This is a genomic window from Streptomyces flaveolus, from assembly GCF_014648815.1.
In the GTDB taxonomy this organism is placed as follows: Bacteria; Actinomycetota; Actinomycetes; order Streptomycetales; family Streptomycetaceae; genus Streptomyces; species Streptomyces flaveolus.
In genome coordinates, this window is sequence record NZ_BMRV01000021.1 from 1 (window position 1) to 13981 (window position 13981).

The 13981-nt window shown below is 70.8% G+C and carries 12 protein-coding genes; 3 read left to right on the forward strand and 9 right to left on the reverse strand.

Annotated elements, in window-relative coordinates; all coding sequences use genetic code 11:
* Positions 1-114: 114 nt before the first annotated feature.
* A complete protein-coding gene (locus IEZ05_RS32870; RefSeq protein ID WP_189233965.1) occupies positions 115-792 on the reverse strand; it encodes a response regulator in 678 nt (225 codons plus the stop codon).
* Positions 789-2036, reverse strand: coding sequence for a sensor histidine kinase (locus IEZ05_RS32875; RefSeq protein ID WP_189233966.1), 1248 nt, complete (start codon positions 2034-2036; stop codon positions 789-791). The genes IEZ05_RS32870 and IEZ05_RS32875 overlap by 4 nt, the downstream gene beginning before the upstream one ends.
* 94 nt (positions 2037-2130) lie before the next feature.
* On the opposite strand from IEZ05_RS32875, the gene IEZ05_RS32880 reads away from it, so the two are divergent.
* Positions 2131-2691 carry a GNAT family N-acetyltransferase gene (locus IEZ05_RS32880; protein WP_189233967.1) on the forward strand — a complete coding sequence of 187 codons (561 nt, stop codon included), beginning with the start codon at positions 2131-2133 and terminating at the stop codon, positions 2689-2691.
* 33 nt (positions 2692-2724) lie between these two features.
* On the opposite strand, the gene IEZ05_RS32885 is transcribed toward IEZ05_RS32880, so the two are convergent.
* The 6 genes from IEZ05_RS32885 to IEZ05_RS32910 all read right to left on the reverse strand — a co-directional run bounded on the left by IEZ05_RS32885 (position 2725) and on the right by IEZ05_RS32910 (position 9970).
* Entirely contained in the window at positions 2725-4284 is a 1560-nt protein-coding gene (locus tag IEZ05_RS32885; protein WP_189233968.1) for a type IV secretory system conjugative DNA transfer family protein, read from the reverse strand.
* 18 nt (positions 4285-4302) lie between these two features.
* The gene (locus IEZ05_RS32890) at positions 4303-5715 is read right to left on the reverse strand and encodes an ATP-binding protein (protein ID WP_189233969.1); all 1413 of its coding nucleotides are present in this window, start codon (positions 5713-5715) and stop codon (positions 4303-4305) included.
* A gap of 12 nt (positions 5716-5727) precedes the next feature.
* Positions 5728-7269, reverse strand: a complete 1542-nt coding sequence (locus IEZ05_RS32895) for an SCO6880 family protein (protein ID WP_373298896.1) — start codon at positions 7267-7269, stop codon at positions 5728-5730.
* 14 nt (positions 7270-7283) lie between these two features.
* Entirely contained in the window at positions 7284-8630 is a 1347-nt protein-coding gene (locus IEZ05_RS32900) for a hypothetical protein (protein WP_189233971.1), read from the reverse strand.
* Positions 8620-9456, reverse strand: a complete 837-nt coding sequence (locus tag IEZ05_RS32905) for a hypothetical protein (protein WP_189233972.1) — start codon at positions 9454-9456, stop codon at positions 8620-8622. Before IEZ05_RS32905 ends, IEZ05_RS32900 begins: the two co-directional genes overlap by 11 nt.
* A gap of 205 nt (positions 9457-9661) precedes the next feature.
* Entirely contained in the window at positions 9662-9970 is a 309-nt protein-coding gene (locus IEZ05_RS32910) for a hypothetical protein (RefSeq protein ID WP_019526682.1), read from the reverse strand.
* A 383-nt stretch (positions 9971-10353) separates the two neighbouring features.
* On the opposite strand from IEZ05_RS32910, the gene IEZ05_RS32915 reads away from it, so the two are divergent.
* Together IEZ05_RS32915 and IEZ05_RS32920 are read left to right on the forward strand one after the other, a co-directional pair.
* Positions 10354-11373 carry a C40 family peptidase gene (locus IEZ05_RS32915; protein ID WP_189233973.1) on the forward strand — a complete coding sequence of 340 codons (1020 nt, stop codon included), beginning with the start codon at positions 10354-10356 and terminating at the stop codon, positions 11371-11373.
* 224 nt (positions 11374-11597) lie between these two features.
* On the forward strand, positions 11598-12305 hold the full coding sequence (locus IEZ05_RS32920) for a phosphatase PAP2 family protein (RefSeq protein ID WP_189233974.1): 708 nt from the start codon (positions 11598-11600) through the stop codon (positions 12303-12305).
* 2 nt (positions 12306-12307) lie between these two features.
* On the opposite strand, the gene IEZ05_RS32925 is transcribed toward IEZ05_RS32920, so the two are convergent.
* On the reverse strand, positions 12308-13882 hold the full coding sequence (locus IEZ05_RS32925; RefSeq protein WP_189233975.1) for an FAD-binding oxidoreductase: 1575 nt from the start codon (positions 13880-13882) through the stop codon (positions 12308-12310).
* Positions 13883-13981: the final 99 nt, after the last annotated feature.

A 13981-nucleotide genomic window follows, 5' to 3' on the forward strand; every position in this document is an offset into this window, starting at 1 on the left:
TCAGCGCCGATGGTACTGCAGGGGGGACCCTGTGGGAGAGTAGGACGCCGCCGAACAATTTTTGGGAAAACCCCGCACCTTACGGTGCGGGGTTTTCTGCGTTTCAGGTCCTTTTCAGGACGGCTTCACCAGCTTCGTGTCGTACGCCAGGATGACCGCCTGGACGCGGTCCCGGGAGCCCGTCTTGGCCAGGATGCGGCCCACATGCGTCTTCACCGTCGACTCGGCCAGATGAAGGCGCTGCGCTATCTCCGTGTTGGTCCAGCCCTGGCCCATGACCATGAGGATCTCGCGCTCGCGGTCCGTGAGCGAGGCCAGACGCGAGTCCGGGGAGCCGACGGAGGGGTCGTCGGCCGCAGAGCCGGCCGGCAGATGGTGGACGTACGCGTCGAGGAGGCGGCGGGTCAGGCTCGGGGCCACCACCGCGTCGCCCGTGGCCACCGCGCGGATGCCGGAGAGGAGCTCCTCCGGCTGGGCGTCCTTCACCAGGAAGCCGGAGGCACCGGCGCGCAGGCCGGCGTAGGCGTACTCGTCCAGGTCGAAAGTGGTGAGGATGAGGACCCGGGTGCGATGGCCGGCGGCGATGATGCGGCGGGTCGCCTCGATGCCGTCCAGGCCGGGCATGCGGACGTCCATGAGGACGACGTCGGGGTGGAGCTCGGCCGTCATGCGGACGGCCTCGGATCCGTTCGCGGCCTCGCCCACCACCGTCATGTCGTCCTGGCTCTCCAGGAGCATCTGGAAACCGAAACGCTGCAAGGGCTGGTCGTCGGCGATGAGGACGGTGGTCACTGCGCGGGTTCCTCCGGTAGGTACAGGTGAACGCGCCAGCCCCGGTCGGGGCGTGGACGCGGGCCGGCCTCAAGTGTGCCGCCGTACAGGGATGTTCGCTCACGCATGCCCGGCAGACCCCGGCCGTCGGAGAGCGCGGGGGCCGGACCGCCCCGGCCGGTGTCGGTGACGGTGAGGGTGACGGCGCCGCCGGCCTCGTAGGAGAGGTCGATCTGGGCGGTGGCGTCGGGGCCGGCGTGTTTGAGGGTGTTGGTGAGGGCTTCCTGGATGACGCGGTAGAGCGCGAGCTGCCGGCCCGGGGGGATCGCAGCCTCGCCCCTGACGGCCGTACGGACGGGCAGACCGGCCTTGCGGACCCCGTCGACGAGCCGGTCGAGGTCGGTGAGGGCGGGCTGCGGGGCGAGTTCGGCCTGCTCCCTCTCCTCGTCGCGCAGGACGTCGAGCAGGCGCCGCAGTTCGCCCAGGGCCTGGCGGCTGGTGGTGCCGATGGCGTCGAGGGCCTGGGCGGCGCGTTCCGGGGACTTGGCGGCGGCGTACCGGCCACCGTCGGCGAGGCCCGTGATGACGGAGAGGTTGTGGCCGATGATGTCGTGCATCTCGCGGGCTATGCGGGCCCGTTCCGAGGCGGCGGCGAGCTGGGCCTGCTGGTCGCGTTCGATCTCCAGGCGGCGGGCGCGGTCCTCCAGGACCTCGGTGTAATTGCGCCGGGTGCGGACCGTCACGGCGATGAGGGCCACGATCCCCATGGAGAGCACCTGCGAGCCGACCTGCTGGTTCCACGGGCCCACCTCCTCGCCGTAGCGGGCCAGCGTGACGCACGTCGGGACCGTCATCAGCGCCGTCGCCCACCACAGGTTGCGCAGGGGCAGGCGCAGGGTGATGTGGAAGAGGAGGACCAGCTGCAGCAGGGAGACCTGGAGGGCGGCGCCCGTCCAGACGTTCGCCACGGCGACCGGCGCCATGGCGAGGAGGGCGGCGCGGGGGTGGCTGCGGCGCCAGAGCAGGGGGACGGAGAGTCCGAGGCTCATGGCGAGGACGAGTCCGCCGGGGACGCCGGGGTCGTGGGCGACGCTGCGCCAGCCGCCGCCTGCGTAGTCGATCAGGGCGGCCGTGACCCAGAAGGCGGTGAAGTGGAGGTCCCACACGAGTGGCCGGCGCCGGTCGAAGGCGCGGACCCGCCGGTTGACGCGCTGTACGTACTCGGTGAGGGGCTCGGCCGCTCGCTCTTCCACCACGGGCTCCATCCGACCATCTTCGGGCGCCCCGGGGCCGCGGACGTCCGTCCCGGGGCCGTATATGAGATGAGGTGCGTAGTACCGGGGTATTACGGTGGCCCACATGAGTGTCTCGGTCCCCGGTGACTACGTGATCCGGTCCATACGTGCCGACGAGTGGCCCGCCGTGAAGGAGCTGCGGCTGCGCGCGCTGCGGGACCCGGTCGCGCATCTGGCCTTCCTCGAGACCTACGAGGACGCCGTGGGCCGGTCCGACGCCTACTGGCAGGAGCGGGCGGCCGGGGCCGCGGAGGGCGCGCTAGGGGCCCGGCAGATCGTCGCGGAGGGGCCGGGCGGGCAGTGGCTCGGCACGCTGACGGTGCTCATGGAGGAGGCCGGGACGACGGACTGGGCCGGCTTTCCCGTGGACCGGAAGCAGGGGCACGTCGTCGGCGTGTTCGTGCGGCCCGAGTGGCGGGGGAGCGGGCTGACCAAGGCGCTGTTCGACGCCGGGCTGGAGTGGGCGTGGGCCGCCGGGGCGGAGCGGGCGCGGCTGATCGCGCACGAGGACAACGGACGGGCCCAGGGCTTCTATCTCAAGGCGGGGTTCGTGCCGAGCGGCCGGACCGTGCCGCTGGCGGGCAGGCCGGAGGAGATGGAGCTGGAGTTCGTCGTCGAACGCTGACTCCTCGTCCCCCATCTCGCGTCCTCGCCGCGGCTACACCGGCAGCTCGTCGTGCGGCCAGCGGGCGCGGCCCTGTTCGCGGGACCGGAGCAGGGCCAGGGCCGGCATTCCCCGGTCCGCGCCGGTGGCCAGCAGCTCCGGGAGCTGGGGAAGCGGAGCCACGGCGGCGACGTCGTCCAGGATCAGCGTCAGTGGTGGGTCGAGCCGACCGGAGGATGACCGTTCGGCCATGCGCCGGCCGCGCTCGACCACGCTGGAGACGAGCGCCGTCAGCAGCGGCATGGCGCCGGGGCTCGTCCGGGGGTCCTCGATGGATTCCCCCACCACGTAAAGGGTGCCCTGTTCGTGGACGAAGGAATCCAAGGTGAGGGCATCAGTTCGATTGGGAGTGCACGCCTCCCGGATATTGACCACGGAGAGGGCGGCCAGGGCACGGGTGGTCAGCTGCTGAGCCATGTCCCGGCGTTCCGGGTGAGCGGTGAGGGCCGCTTCGAGTTCGCCCGCGGCGCCGGGGGCGGCCTTGGGGTTGGTGCGGAGGATGCGTACGGCGTCCTGGAGCTGGCTGCCCTGGGACCAGCGGTGGACGTGGCGGATGGTGCGGCCGTCGATGGCGGCGGCGTGGAGATAGCTCCGCAGGAGCGTGGTGGCGGTGTCGCTGACGGCCTGGTCGAGGCGGGCGGTGGGCCGCACGGGGGTGAGGAGCGCGGTCGCCCGGGCGACGGCCGTCGGTTTGTCCTCGCAGCCCGCGGTGGGGGACCAGTGGAGGCGGGCCGGGGTGTCGCAGAGGTGGGTGGGGTCGTAGAGCAGGACGGGGCCCAGTTTGGAGCGGGCGTCCTTGGTGTCCTGCCACAGGGCGGGGTTCGACGTGACGACGAGGGCGGGGCCGTCCGCGTCACTGACGGCCTGCCTCGCGGTGGAGCGCCGGCTCTCCCTGGTGCCCAGCAGGATCTTCTCCCGTCCGCCACGGCTGCCGCCCAGGGGGGAGGCCGTGGGCGTCTGTTCCGTCGCCGGCTGCGCCTGGGGTTCGGCGGCCGGTGCGGGTTCCGGGGCGGTTCTCGGGGTCGGCACCTCGTGGCGGGCTGCGGCCGGTGCCGGGTCCGGTACCGGGGGTGCCTGTGCTGCCGGGGGCGGTGTCCAGGCCGGTTGCGTCTGGGCGGGCGGCGGGCCCTGTGCCGTGACGGGAGGGGGCGGTACGTGCCCCGCCGGTGACTGCGCGGCCCGTCGCTGGAGCCGCACCGCCTTCCACCGGGCCACCGTGCCCATCACGAACACCGCCAGGACGACGAGCACCATCAGCTGGCCGATGAACAGCCCCCAGAACAGCCCGTACCCGGAGAGTTCCGCCGCGGGGGCGTCCGGCCAGGCGCCGGCGATGTCGTGCGGCCGGCCGATCAGGTGGCGCATGGCCAGGGGGGTGCCGGCGAAGGTGATGCCGGCGGGCCAGGAGCCGTGGGAGAACAGGCCGGCGAGGCCCGTCGCCGTCCACACCAGCAGGGTCATGCCGAGGAGGAACGCGAGTATGCCGATCAGCAGCCCGTCGGGAATGCCACCCTGCTGTCCCGGCCGCTGGTCGCGGCGGTCGTCCGGTCTCATGCGTCGCTCCCGCCGCGCCTACGCCACCGTCGATTCGGACGAGTCGCCGATGTGCTGCTCCATGAAGGCAGCCGCCCGCTCCTCCGCCTCCAGCTCGGCGGCGCGCAGGGCGTCGTCGTTGAAGTCGGCGGAGGACTCGGTCATCGCGCGGTCGGTGAAGACCAGGGGGCGTTCCGTCTCGGTGATCAGATGCTTGACCACCTGCACATTGCCGTTGACGTCCCACACCGCGATGCCGGGTGTGAGCGAGGGGATGATCTCCACCGCCCACCTGGGCAGGCCGAGCACCCGGCCGGTCGCCCGGGCCTCGTCGGCCTTCTGGGCGTAGATCGTCCGTGTCGACGCCATCTTCAGGATGGCCGCGGCCTCCCGCGCCGCCGCCCCGTCCACGACGTCCGACAGGTGGTGCACCACCGCCACGAACGACAGACCCAGCCGGCGTCCGAACTTCAGCAGCCGCTGGAACAGCTGCGCCACGAACGGGCTGTTGATGATGTGCCAGGCCTCCTCGACCAGGAAGATGCGCTTCTTCCGGTCGGGGCGGATCCAGGTGTGTTCCAGCCACACGCCGACGATGGCCATGAGGATCGGCATGGCGATGGAGTTGCGGTCGATGTGGGACAGGTCGAAGACGATGAGCGGCGCGTCGAGGTCGATGCCGACGGTCGTCGGGCCGTCGAACATGCCGCGCAGGTCACCGTCGACGAGCCGGTCCAGCACCAGCGCCACGTCCAGGCCCCAGGCCCGTACGTCGTCTATGTCGACGTTCATCGACTCGGCCGACTCCGGCTCGGGGTGGCGGAGCTGCTCGACGATGTCGGTGAGGACGGGCTGGCGCTCGACGATGGTCTCGTTGACGTAGGCGTGGGCGACCTTGAGCGCGAAACCGGAGCGCTCGTCCAGGCCGTGCCCCATCGCGACCTCGATGATCGTGCGGAGCAGGGCCAGCTGCCCCGTCGTGGTGATCGCCGGGTCCAGCGGGTTGAGCCGGATGCCGTGGTCCAGGGCGGCCATCGGGTCGAGGCGGATGGGAGTTATCCCCAGTTCCTGCGCGATGAGGTTCCACTCGCCGACGCCGTCCTCGCCCTGGGCGTCCAGGACGACGACCTGGCGGTCGCGGAAGCGGAGCTGGCGCAGGACGTACGTCTTCTCCAGGGCCGACTTGCCGTTGCCGGACTCGCCGAGGACGAGCCAGTGCGGGGCGGGGAGCTGCTGGCCGTACAGCTGGAAGGGGTCGTAGATGTAGCCCTTGCCGGAGTAGACCTCGCGGCCGATGATCACGCCGGAGTCGCCGAGGCCGGGTGCGGCGGTGGGCAGGTAGACGGCCTGTGCCTGGCCCGTGGAGGTGCGGACCGGGAGGCGGGTCGTCTCGACCTTCCCGAACAGGAAGGACGTGAAGGCGTCGGTGAGGACGGACAGCGGGTCCCGCATCAGGCTCAGCCCCTACCTTCGGATGCCGGTGGCGAACGGAAGTGTGTTCACGAAGGCGCGGTGGTGCTCACGGTCGCACCACTCCAGTTTCAGGTACGACTTTCCGGCCGAGGCCCTTATCGTCCGCTTGTCGCGGGCGAGCGCCTCGGGGGAACGGGAGGAGACGGTGATGTAGCCGACCAGGTTGACGCCGGCCGCGCCGCTGGCGAGGTCCTCGCCGCGCTGGTCCAGCCGGCCGTGGGCGGCGATGTCGCGGGGGTCGACGGTCCGGTTCATCTTGGCGGCGCGGGAGGCCTCGGCCTCGTCGTTCGTCTTCTCGGTCAGCATGCGTTCGATGGCGACCTCGGTGGGCTCGAGGTCCATCGTCACGGCCACCGTCCGGATGACGTCCGGGGTGTGGACGAGCAGCGGCGCGAGGAAGTTCACGCCGACGGGGGTCATCGGCCACTCCTTGATCCAGGCGGTGGCGTGGCACCAGGGGGCGCGGGTGGACGACTCGCGGGTCTTGGCCTGCAGGTAGGTGGGCTCCATGGCGTCCAGCTCGGCCGGCCAGGCGTTGCGCTTGGTCATCGCCTGGATGTGGTCGATCGGGTGGTCCGGGTCGTACATGGCGTGGATCAGCGAGGCGAGCCGGCCCTGGCCGAGCGGCTGGCGGACGCGGATGTCGGCCTCCTGGAGGCGCGAGCAGATGTCGGTCAGCTCGCGCGCCATGACCACGGCGAGTCCGGCGTCCCGGTCGACCTTGCGCCCGTTCTGCGGCCGGGCCGCCCGGGCCATGGTGTGGGCCTCGGCGGCCAGTTCGCGCGTGTAGTGCATGCAGGCGATGAGATACGCGCGGTGCTGCTCGCTGCTGGTGGACACCATGGACTGCAACTGGTCGTACGACTGCTGCAGCCACGGCAGCGCCTTGTCGTCGCCGCGTACGGCGACGTCCTTGGCGTGCGCGTCCGGGTCGGCCGGGAGGGTGCGGGCGAGCATCTGGATGCGGGTGACGAAGCCGTCGCCGTTGGCCACGTGCTTGAGCAGGGTGCCGAAGCGGTCGACGAGGGCCTCCTGGTCCTCGGAGTCGCGCAGGCCGACGCCGGGGCCCTCGATCTCGATCGCGGCGGTCACGGTCTTGCGGTCGGCGTGCAGCAGTACGGCGATCTCGTCCGGCCCGAAGGGCGCGGCCAGCCAGGTGATGCGGCCGATGCCGGGCGGCGGGCCGACCTCGATCTCCCGGCCGTCGAGCCGGGTGCCGGCCTCGATGACGCCGGAACGGTAGGTGGTGCCGTTGCGCAGCGTCCGCTTGTAGCTGCGGTTGATCTCGAACCACTTGTAGAACGTGCGGTGCTTGTACGGCACGTAGACCGCCGCCAGCGCGAGCAGCGGGAAGCCCATGAGCAGCACGATGCGCAGGGTCAGGACGGGGACGAGGAGCCCGCACATCATGCCGAGGAACGCGCCCGCGATGATCAGCGCGATCTCGCCGGTCTCGCGGTTGCGTCCGACGATCGCGTTCGGCCGGGCGCGGCCGATCAGATACGTACGGCGGGGCGTGACCGGATGGGACATGTGGGACTCGGTCGTCAACGCCCGTCACCTCCTGAGCTGTTGCTGGTGCCGCTGTTGCGGGTGTTGCTGGCATGGGGCGTGTTCACCGGGCTGCCGGAGCGCGGTGCGGGTGCGGCGGAGGGGACATTTCCGCCGCCGCCGTTCGAGGGGCGCGAGCTGTGCGCGGCGACCCCGCCGGATGCGGGGTTGGAGGGGCGGGACGCGGAGGAGGAGCTGGACCCGCCTCCGCCGTCGCCGTTGTGGCGGGTGCTGTGGGTTCTGATGCCCTGGGCGACGAGGTTGGCCGGGGAGCTGATGACGGCCGCGGCCTTGCCCTCGGCGCCCTGCATGATGCGGTTGTTGCGGGAGCCGGCGATCTCGTCGCCGAAGCCGGGGACGAAGCGGTAGATCATCGCGGACGCGAAGATGGCGAGCAGGATGATCGCGAGGCCGGAGACGACGGCCGAGAAGGCGTCGGGGCCGTCGTCGGCGGAGAGCGCCCCGGCGAGGCCGAGGACGATCACGATGACGGGCTTGACCAGGATCACGGCGATCATGATCCCGGCCCAGCGGCGGACGTGGCCCCACAGGTTCTTGTCGACCAGCCCGGCGTAGACGACGGTGCCGAGCAGGGCGCCGACGTAGAGCAGGGCGGCGCGGATGACGAGCTCCAGCCACAGGACGCCGGCGGCGAGGATGGAGACCAGGGAGACCACGATCAGCATGATCGGGCCGCCGCCGATGTCCTCGCCCTTCTCCAGGGCGCCGGAGAACGTGCCGAAGAAGGTGTCCGTCTGATCGCCGGTGGCCTTGGCGAGGACGTCGGTGACGCCGTCGGTGGCGGAGACGACGGTGTAGAGGATCAGCGGCGTGAAGGCCGACGCCAGGACGGTGAGCCAGAGGAACCCGATGGCCTCGGAGAGCGCGGTGGTGAGGGGGACGCCGCGCACGGCGCGCTTCGCCACGGCGAGGAGCCAGAGGAGGAGCGTGAGGATCGTGGACGCCGCGAAGACGACGGCGTACTGCTGGAGGAACTTCTGGTTCGTGAAGTCGACGTTCGCGGTGTCCTGTACGGCGGCGCTGAGCTTGTCGATCGTCCAGGACGCGGCGTCGGCACAGCCCTTGGCGAGGGAGGAGAGGGGGTCGAGGGTGGAGGTGATGCCGGGGGCGTCCCCACCGGTACCTCCGGTGGAGCCGCCGCCGCTGTCGTCGCGCTCGCAGTACTGCTTGGCGGGGCCGATGAGCAGATCACAGGGGTCGTCACTTGGCGCGGGCGTTGGAGTGGGAGCCGCGAAGGCGCGGGTGGCTAGCAGGACGGCGGTTGCCTGAACCGACGCCAGCACGGCCGTGAGGGTAAGTACGCGTCGCGGGTTACCGGGCATAAGTGAACCCTCCGTACTCCTCGATGGCCTTGCTGATCTCGTCGGAACCGGCGGCTCTGTCGTCTCCTGGGACCGGCGCCGGTCCGTCCTTCTGGGTGTCCGTGCCAATCTTCCAGTCGTCAGCGACCCACTCGAGGTCGAAGGTCCAGGTCTTCCACGTCGTGGTCACGGGATCGGTCGATGTTTCCCCGGACATGCCGATCAAGCCCATGTACCAGACAGCGACCTTGGCGGTGGTGTCGCTGTACTGCTCGACCTTGGTGCCAACGGGAATGGTGCGTGATACGAAGATGCTGCCTTTCGGAGCAGCGCCGTTGGGGTCGAGACCCAGTTTCTTGAGGAAGGCAGGGGAGTACGCCGAGTCCATCGCACTCTGGAGCTTGGCTGCGGCGGTGGGGGTGTAGATGGTGTCGACGATGGTGTGCCGACTGTCCTTCTGGAACATGCCGGTCGAACCCAGCGCCACCGCGTAGTTCGCCGCTGCGCTCTGTGCGCCCTGTTGGTCGTGGGGGAAGCCCGATGGGATGCCGGCTGCCTTGGTGGTCACCGGCTGGTCGCCGGACGGTGCCGTCGCCGAGGTCTTGGGCTTGTCGCCGGTCGCCGCCTCGCCGGACGTTGCGGAATCGTCTCCTCCACGGTTCGCGAAGGCGATCGCGGCGATCAGCAGGACGACCACGCCGACCACGGTGACCAGGCTGCGCGAGGACGAGCGTCCGCCGCGGCGCGCACCTCCGTACGCGTCGCCGCCGCTGTCGGGCAGCCGCGTCCGCGTCTGGCCCGTGCCGCCGTAACCGCCGGAGGACTGGTGGTCGTCTCCGAGACTCATGCCGCGTACGCCCCCTCGACGTCGTGCGGGAACACCTCGTACACCATGCCGTAGAAGTATGACGGTAGCGGTGCTGGCTCCCGCTCGGACGCGGTGTGGTGACTGGACATCAGGGAAACGCAACCTCAGCCGGTGGGCACGACGGGCGGGTGGGATGGAGGGGGAACCGGGCGCGCCCGGCGGGGCCGATGGACCGCGCGCCCGCCTACACGGCCATGCCGTACACGATGGTGAAGAGCGTGCCGAGCGAGCCGATGATGAACACGCCCGTCAGGCCCGCGATAATGAGGCCCTTGCCCTGTTCGGCGCTGAAGGTGTCCCGGAGGGCCGTCGCGCCGATGCGCTGTTTGGCGGCGCCCCAGATGGCGATGCCGAGGCAGAGCAGGATGGCGACGGCCATCACCACCTCGATCATCACCTTCGCCTCGTTGCCCAGGCTGCCGAAGGGGCCCCAGTCCGGAGCGATCCCTCCGATGATGGTGTTGATGTCTCCCTCGTCGGCCGCAAAGAGCATGTAAGTCACCGCCCCTGTTGGGTAGTTCCGCGCCCTCTGCCTTCGTGCAGAGGTCAGGCCTCATTGTCGCCGACAACGGCGCCGTCGTATGTCGACTTGGCGTCATCGATTGGCGGGTTTCGTACGAATAGCTTGCCACCGGTCCCCGCCGTTCCCTCGTAGGGTGGCGCTGACCGGTATGCAAAGATTCGTATCGTCACTCTGTGTATCACGGAGCGTCACGGTGGGCAATGAGGTGGGTCCGCAACGTGCCGCGCGGTCCGTCGTTGGCCACTCCTGCGTCTGCGCCTCTCCGGTGGGCGCGCGTCCGCGTCGAATCGGTTGCCACGCGGCGCCGGTGAAATACCGTCACACTTGCTGGGCGTGGCCTGGGTAGCAGCTGGATGGGGAAGGGTTGGGCCGTGCGTAAAGTGTGGTTCATCGGCGGTGCCGCGGTCGGACTGGGCGTCAGCTTCGTTCTGCTGCTGGTCGTCGGGGTCTACATCGTTGCCGGGAACCTCGCGGGCGGGGTGGGCGGCGGAGTCAAGAACCTGGCCAAGGGGGCCGTACCCGCGGCGTATCAGGGGCTGGTGCAGAAGTGGGGCAATCTGTGCCCCGCGATCAACCCCGCGTTGCTCGCCGCCCAGCTCTACCAGGAGAGCGGCTTCAACCCCAAGGCGCAGAGCGCCGCGGCGGCGCAGGGGATAGCGCAGTTCATTCCCGGGACGTGGGCCACGCACGGCATCGACGGGGACGGGGACGGCGACCGTGACGTGTGGGATCCGGCGGACGCGATCCCGTCGGCGGCGTCGTACGACTGCTCTCTCGCGTCGTACGTGAAGGACGTGCCCGGGAACGCGACCGAAAACATGCTGGCCTCCTACAACGCGGGGGCCTACGCGGTCATCAAGTACCAGGGCGTGCCGCCCTACAAGGAGACCCAGAACTACGTCAAGGTGATCACGACGCTGGAGAAGAGCTTCGCGGCGCCCACCACGCGGGTCGATCCCTCCGAGCAGGCCGCCGGGGCCATCGCGTACGCGCAGAAGAAGCTGGGGACGCCCTATCTGTGGGGTGGGAACGGGACCGCCGACCAGGGAGGGCGGTTCGACTGCTCGGGGCTGACCAAGGCCGCGTACGAGAGTGTCGGGATCAAGCTGCCCCGGGTCGCCAACGACCAGTACAACGCGGGGGCGCATCCCGCGCGGGACGAGCTGCTGCCGGGTGACCTGGTGTTCTTTTCTGACGACCTGACCAATTCCCGGGCCATCCGGCACGTGGGGATCTACGTCGGCGGCGGGTACATGATCGACGCGCCGCGGCCGGGGGCCGTGATCCGGTTCGACCCGGTCGACACGCCTGACTACTTCGGGGCCACGCGGGTGACCGAAGATGGCGCGAAAGCATTGCCCACAACGGTGTGAACCGAACGTGAACCCATCCCCTGAGCTGCGACGACGTATTTCTCTTCGATAACGTCTGCGTGATCATTCGGTGGAGTGTGGAACGTATCAACGGGGACCGTGCGTTCCTGTTGTCGTGTAGGTGTGCGGCACACGAGGAGAGCCGGCGGATCTACGACCACGGGGGTGGCAGGAGAGGCGCGCGCAAGGTGCGCCGGAGGACATGACGAAGGGGCCGCTGCACCATGGCTGGACTCGCCGAATCCGGGTCGAACCCCGACGTCGAGCTGCTCTACGACATCAACGGACTGGCCAAGGACGCGCCGCACTGGTTCGACCGGGTCATGGAGTTCGTGGGTGAGTACGGACTGCTGTTCGCGATCGTGCTGCTGGTGCTGTGGTGCTGGTGGGGTGTGCGGCGGCGGGGCGGTGCGGACGCTGCCTCGTCCGTGGCCGCGCTGGTGTGGGCACCGCTGGCGGCCGGTATCGCCGTACTCGTCAACGTGCCGATACGGGGCTTCGTGGAGCGGCCCCGGCCGTTCAAGGACCACGACGGGCTGGAAGTGCTCGTCTCCGGCAAGGACGACTTCTCCTTCGTGAGCGACCACGCCACGCTCGTCATGGCACTGGCCGTCGCGCTGTTCGTCGCCAACCGGAAGTTCGGGATCGGCGCGATCGTGCTGGCCCTGTTCGGCGGCTTCGCCCGGGTCTACATGGGCGTGCACTACCCGACGGACGTCATCGGCGGCTTCGCCCTCGGCACCGCCGTCGCGCTGCTGCTGTCGCCGGTCGCCATGGCCCTGCTGACGCCGTTGGTCAAGGCCGTCGAGCGGTCGCCACGGGCGGGATGGCTGGTCAGTGCGCGGGGGCGGGCCGGAGCAGGGCGGGGCTCCGTGATCCCGGGCGCCCGGCAGGAGAACGCCGGGGCGGAGGAGCGGGACCTCGCCGCCTAGGCCTACAGGGCCTGGGGGAAGGTGAAGACGCGGTCCGGGTCGTACTGGCTCTTGAGTTTGGCCAGGCGCGGGGCCGCGTCTCCGTAATAGGCCCGCCGCCAGTCCTTGAGGGACGGGTCCGCGTAGTTCTGGTACGCGGCGCCCGAGGCGTACGGGCGCATGGCGCCGTACGCGGACGTCAGCCAGGACTGGGCCGCCGCGCCGCTCGTGCCCGGCCGCCAGGCGGCGAGGTACTGGGCCAGCATCCGGGAGCGGCGGTGCACGAACGCGGTGGCCGTCGGCGCGACGCGGTTCACCGCACCGCCGAGCGCCGTGAACGCGATGCTGCCGGCGCCGCCGCGCACCGAGCGGACCTGGGCCAGGAGGGCCCGGATGCCGGCGGGCGACAGGGAACGGTCGTAGAAGTCCGAGCGGGCCGCGTACGTCTCGCGCCTCAGCGCGCCCTGCGGTGACCGGCCGGGCGTGGTGCCGGGGAGGTGGCACCGGGCGTCCGTGGCGAACGACGAGCAGCCGGCGTACACCTCCATCGACGCCTCGTACGAACGGCGCTTGAGGGAGACGCTGCTCGCCGGGGCGCCGATGCGGCCGGCGAGGCGGTCGACCGCGTTCTGCAACTCGCCGTAGGTGCCGAGGGAGAAGGCGGAGACCGACACGGTCGGGGTGCCGTGGGGTCCGGCCTCGAGGTGGAGGGACGACCAGATCTCGTCGGGCTGGTCCGGGCCCCACTCCTGCCAGGCGCGGACGACCGCGGCGGCCCTCGCCCAGGGCCAGGTCAGGTACGCCGATACGGCCTGGGGTGCGGGGTGGGTGCGGAAGCGGAGCTCCGTGACGATGCCGAAGTTGCCGTTGCCGGCGCCGCGCAGGGCCCAGAACAGGTCCTTGTGGTCGGTGGCGTCGGCCGTGAGCTGCTTGCCGTCCGCCGTGATCAGGGTGGCCTGGGTGAGGCTGTCGCAGGTGAGGCCGTAGGCGCGGGAGACGACGCCGTGGCCGCCGCCGAGGGTGAGTCCGGAGATGCCGACGGTGGGGCAGGAACCGGCCGGAACGGTCACGCCCTTGGCGGCCAGGGCCCGGTAGACGTCGATCAGTTTGGCGCCGGCGCCGACGGTGGCCTGATTGCCGCTCGCCCGGACGCGGTTCAGTTTCGACACGTCGATGATCAGGCGGCCGTTGCCCGAGGACCAACCGGCGTAGGAGTGCCCGCCATTGCGGATCGCGACGGGGACGCGGTGGGCGCGGGCGTAGGAGAGGGCGGTGCGGATGTCGTCGGGGTGCGCGGCGTAGGCGACGGCGGTGGGGCGGAGGGTGTCGAAGCGGGTGTTGTAGAGCTGGTGGGCGGTCTGCCAGGGCTGGTCGCCGGGGCGGACGAGGGGACCGTCGAGGGATTTCGCCAGGGCGTTCCACGCGGCGGGGGTGGCGGCCGGCCTGGTGGAGGTGGCGGTGTGGGTGAGGCGGGGGGTGGCGGCGGGGTTCTTGCCCGCGCCGGAGGGGCTGTCAGGGGGTGTGCCCGTGCAGGCGGTTGCGGTGGTGAGGGCGAGGGTGGCGGCTGTGGTGCCGCCCAGGAAGGTGCGCCGGTTCATGTGCGTCTCCGCGTCCCGTGGGGGTTCTTGGAGGGAGACGGGACGGTGGGGGTGGGGGTTCCATGGGTGGGGCCGTGCGGGTGTCCGGCGTGGTGCCCG

What these genes read in the sequence shown, in the direction of transcription:
- IEZ05_RS32875 (WP_189233966.1), bottom strand. Translation starts at nt 2,036, where the DNA reads ATGGAGCCCGTGGTGGAAGAGCGAGCGGCCGAGCCCCTCACCGAGTAC.
- IEZ05_RS32880 (WP_189233967.1), top strand. Translation starts at nt 2,131, where the DNA reads ATGAGTGTCTCGGTCCCCGGTGACTACGTGATCCGGTCCATACGTGCC.
- IEZ05_RS32885 (WP_189233968.1), bottom strand. Translation starts at nt 4,284, where the DNA reads ATGAGACCGGACGACCGCCGCGACCAGCGGCCGGGACAGCAGGGTGGC.
- IEZ05_RS32890 (WP_189233969.1), bottom strand. Translation starts at nt 5,715, where the DNA reads ATGCGGGACCCGCTGTCCGTCCTCACCGACGCCTTCACGTCCTTCCTG.
- IEZ05_RS32895 (WP_373298896.1), bottom strand. Translation starts at nt 7,269, where the DNA reads ATGTCCCATCCGGTCACGCCCCGCCGTACGTATCTGATCGGCCGCGCC.
- IEZ05_RS32900 (WP_189233971.1), bottom strand. Translation starts at nt 8,630, where the DNA reads ATGCCCGGTAACCCGCGACGCGTACTTACCCTCACGGCCGTGCTGGCG.
- IEZ05_RS32905 (WP_189233972.1), bottom strand. Translation starts at nt 9,456, where the DNA reads ATGAGTCTCGGAGACGACCACCAGTCCTCCGGCGGTTACGGCGGCACG.
- IEZ05_RS32910 (WP_019526682.1), bottom strand. Translation starts at nt 9,970, where the DNA reads ATGCTCTTTGCGGCCGACGAGGGAGACATCAACACCATCATCGGAGGG.
- IEZ05_RS32915 (WP_189233973.1), top strand. Translation starts at nt 10,354, where the DNA reads ATGGGGAAGGGTTGGGCCGTGCGTAAAGTGTGGTTCATCGGCGGTGCC.
- IEZ05_RS32920 (WP_189233974.1), top strand. Translation starts at nt 11,598, where the DNA reads ATGGCTGGACTCGCCGAATCCGGGTCGAACCCCGACGTCGAGCTGCTC.
- IEZ05_RS32925 (WP_189233975.1), bottom strand. Translation starts at nt 13,882, where the DNA reads ATGAACCGGCGCACCTTCCTGGGCGGCACCACAGCCGCCACCCTCGCC.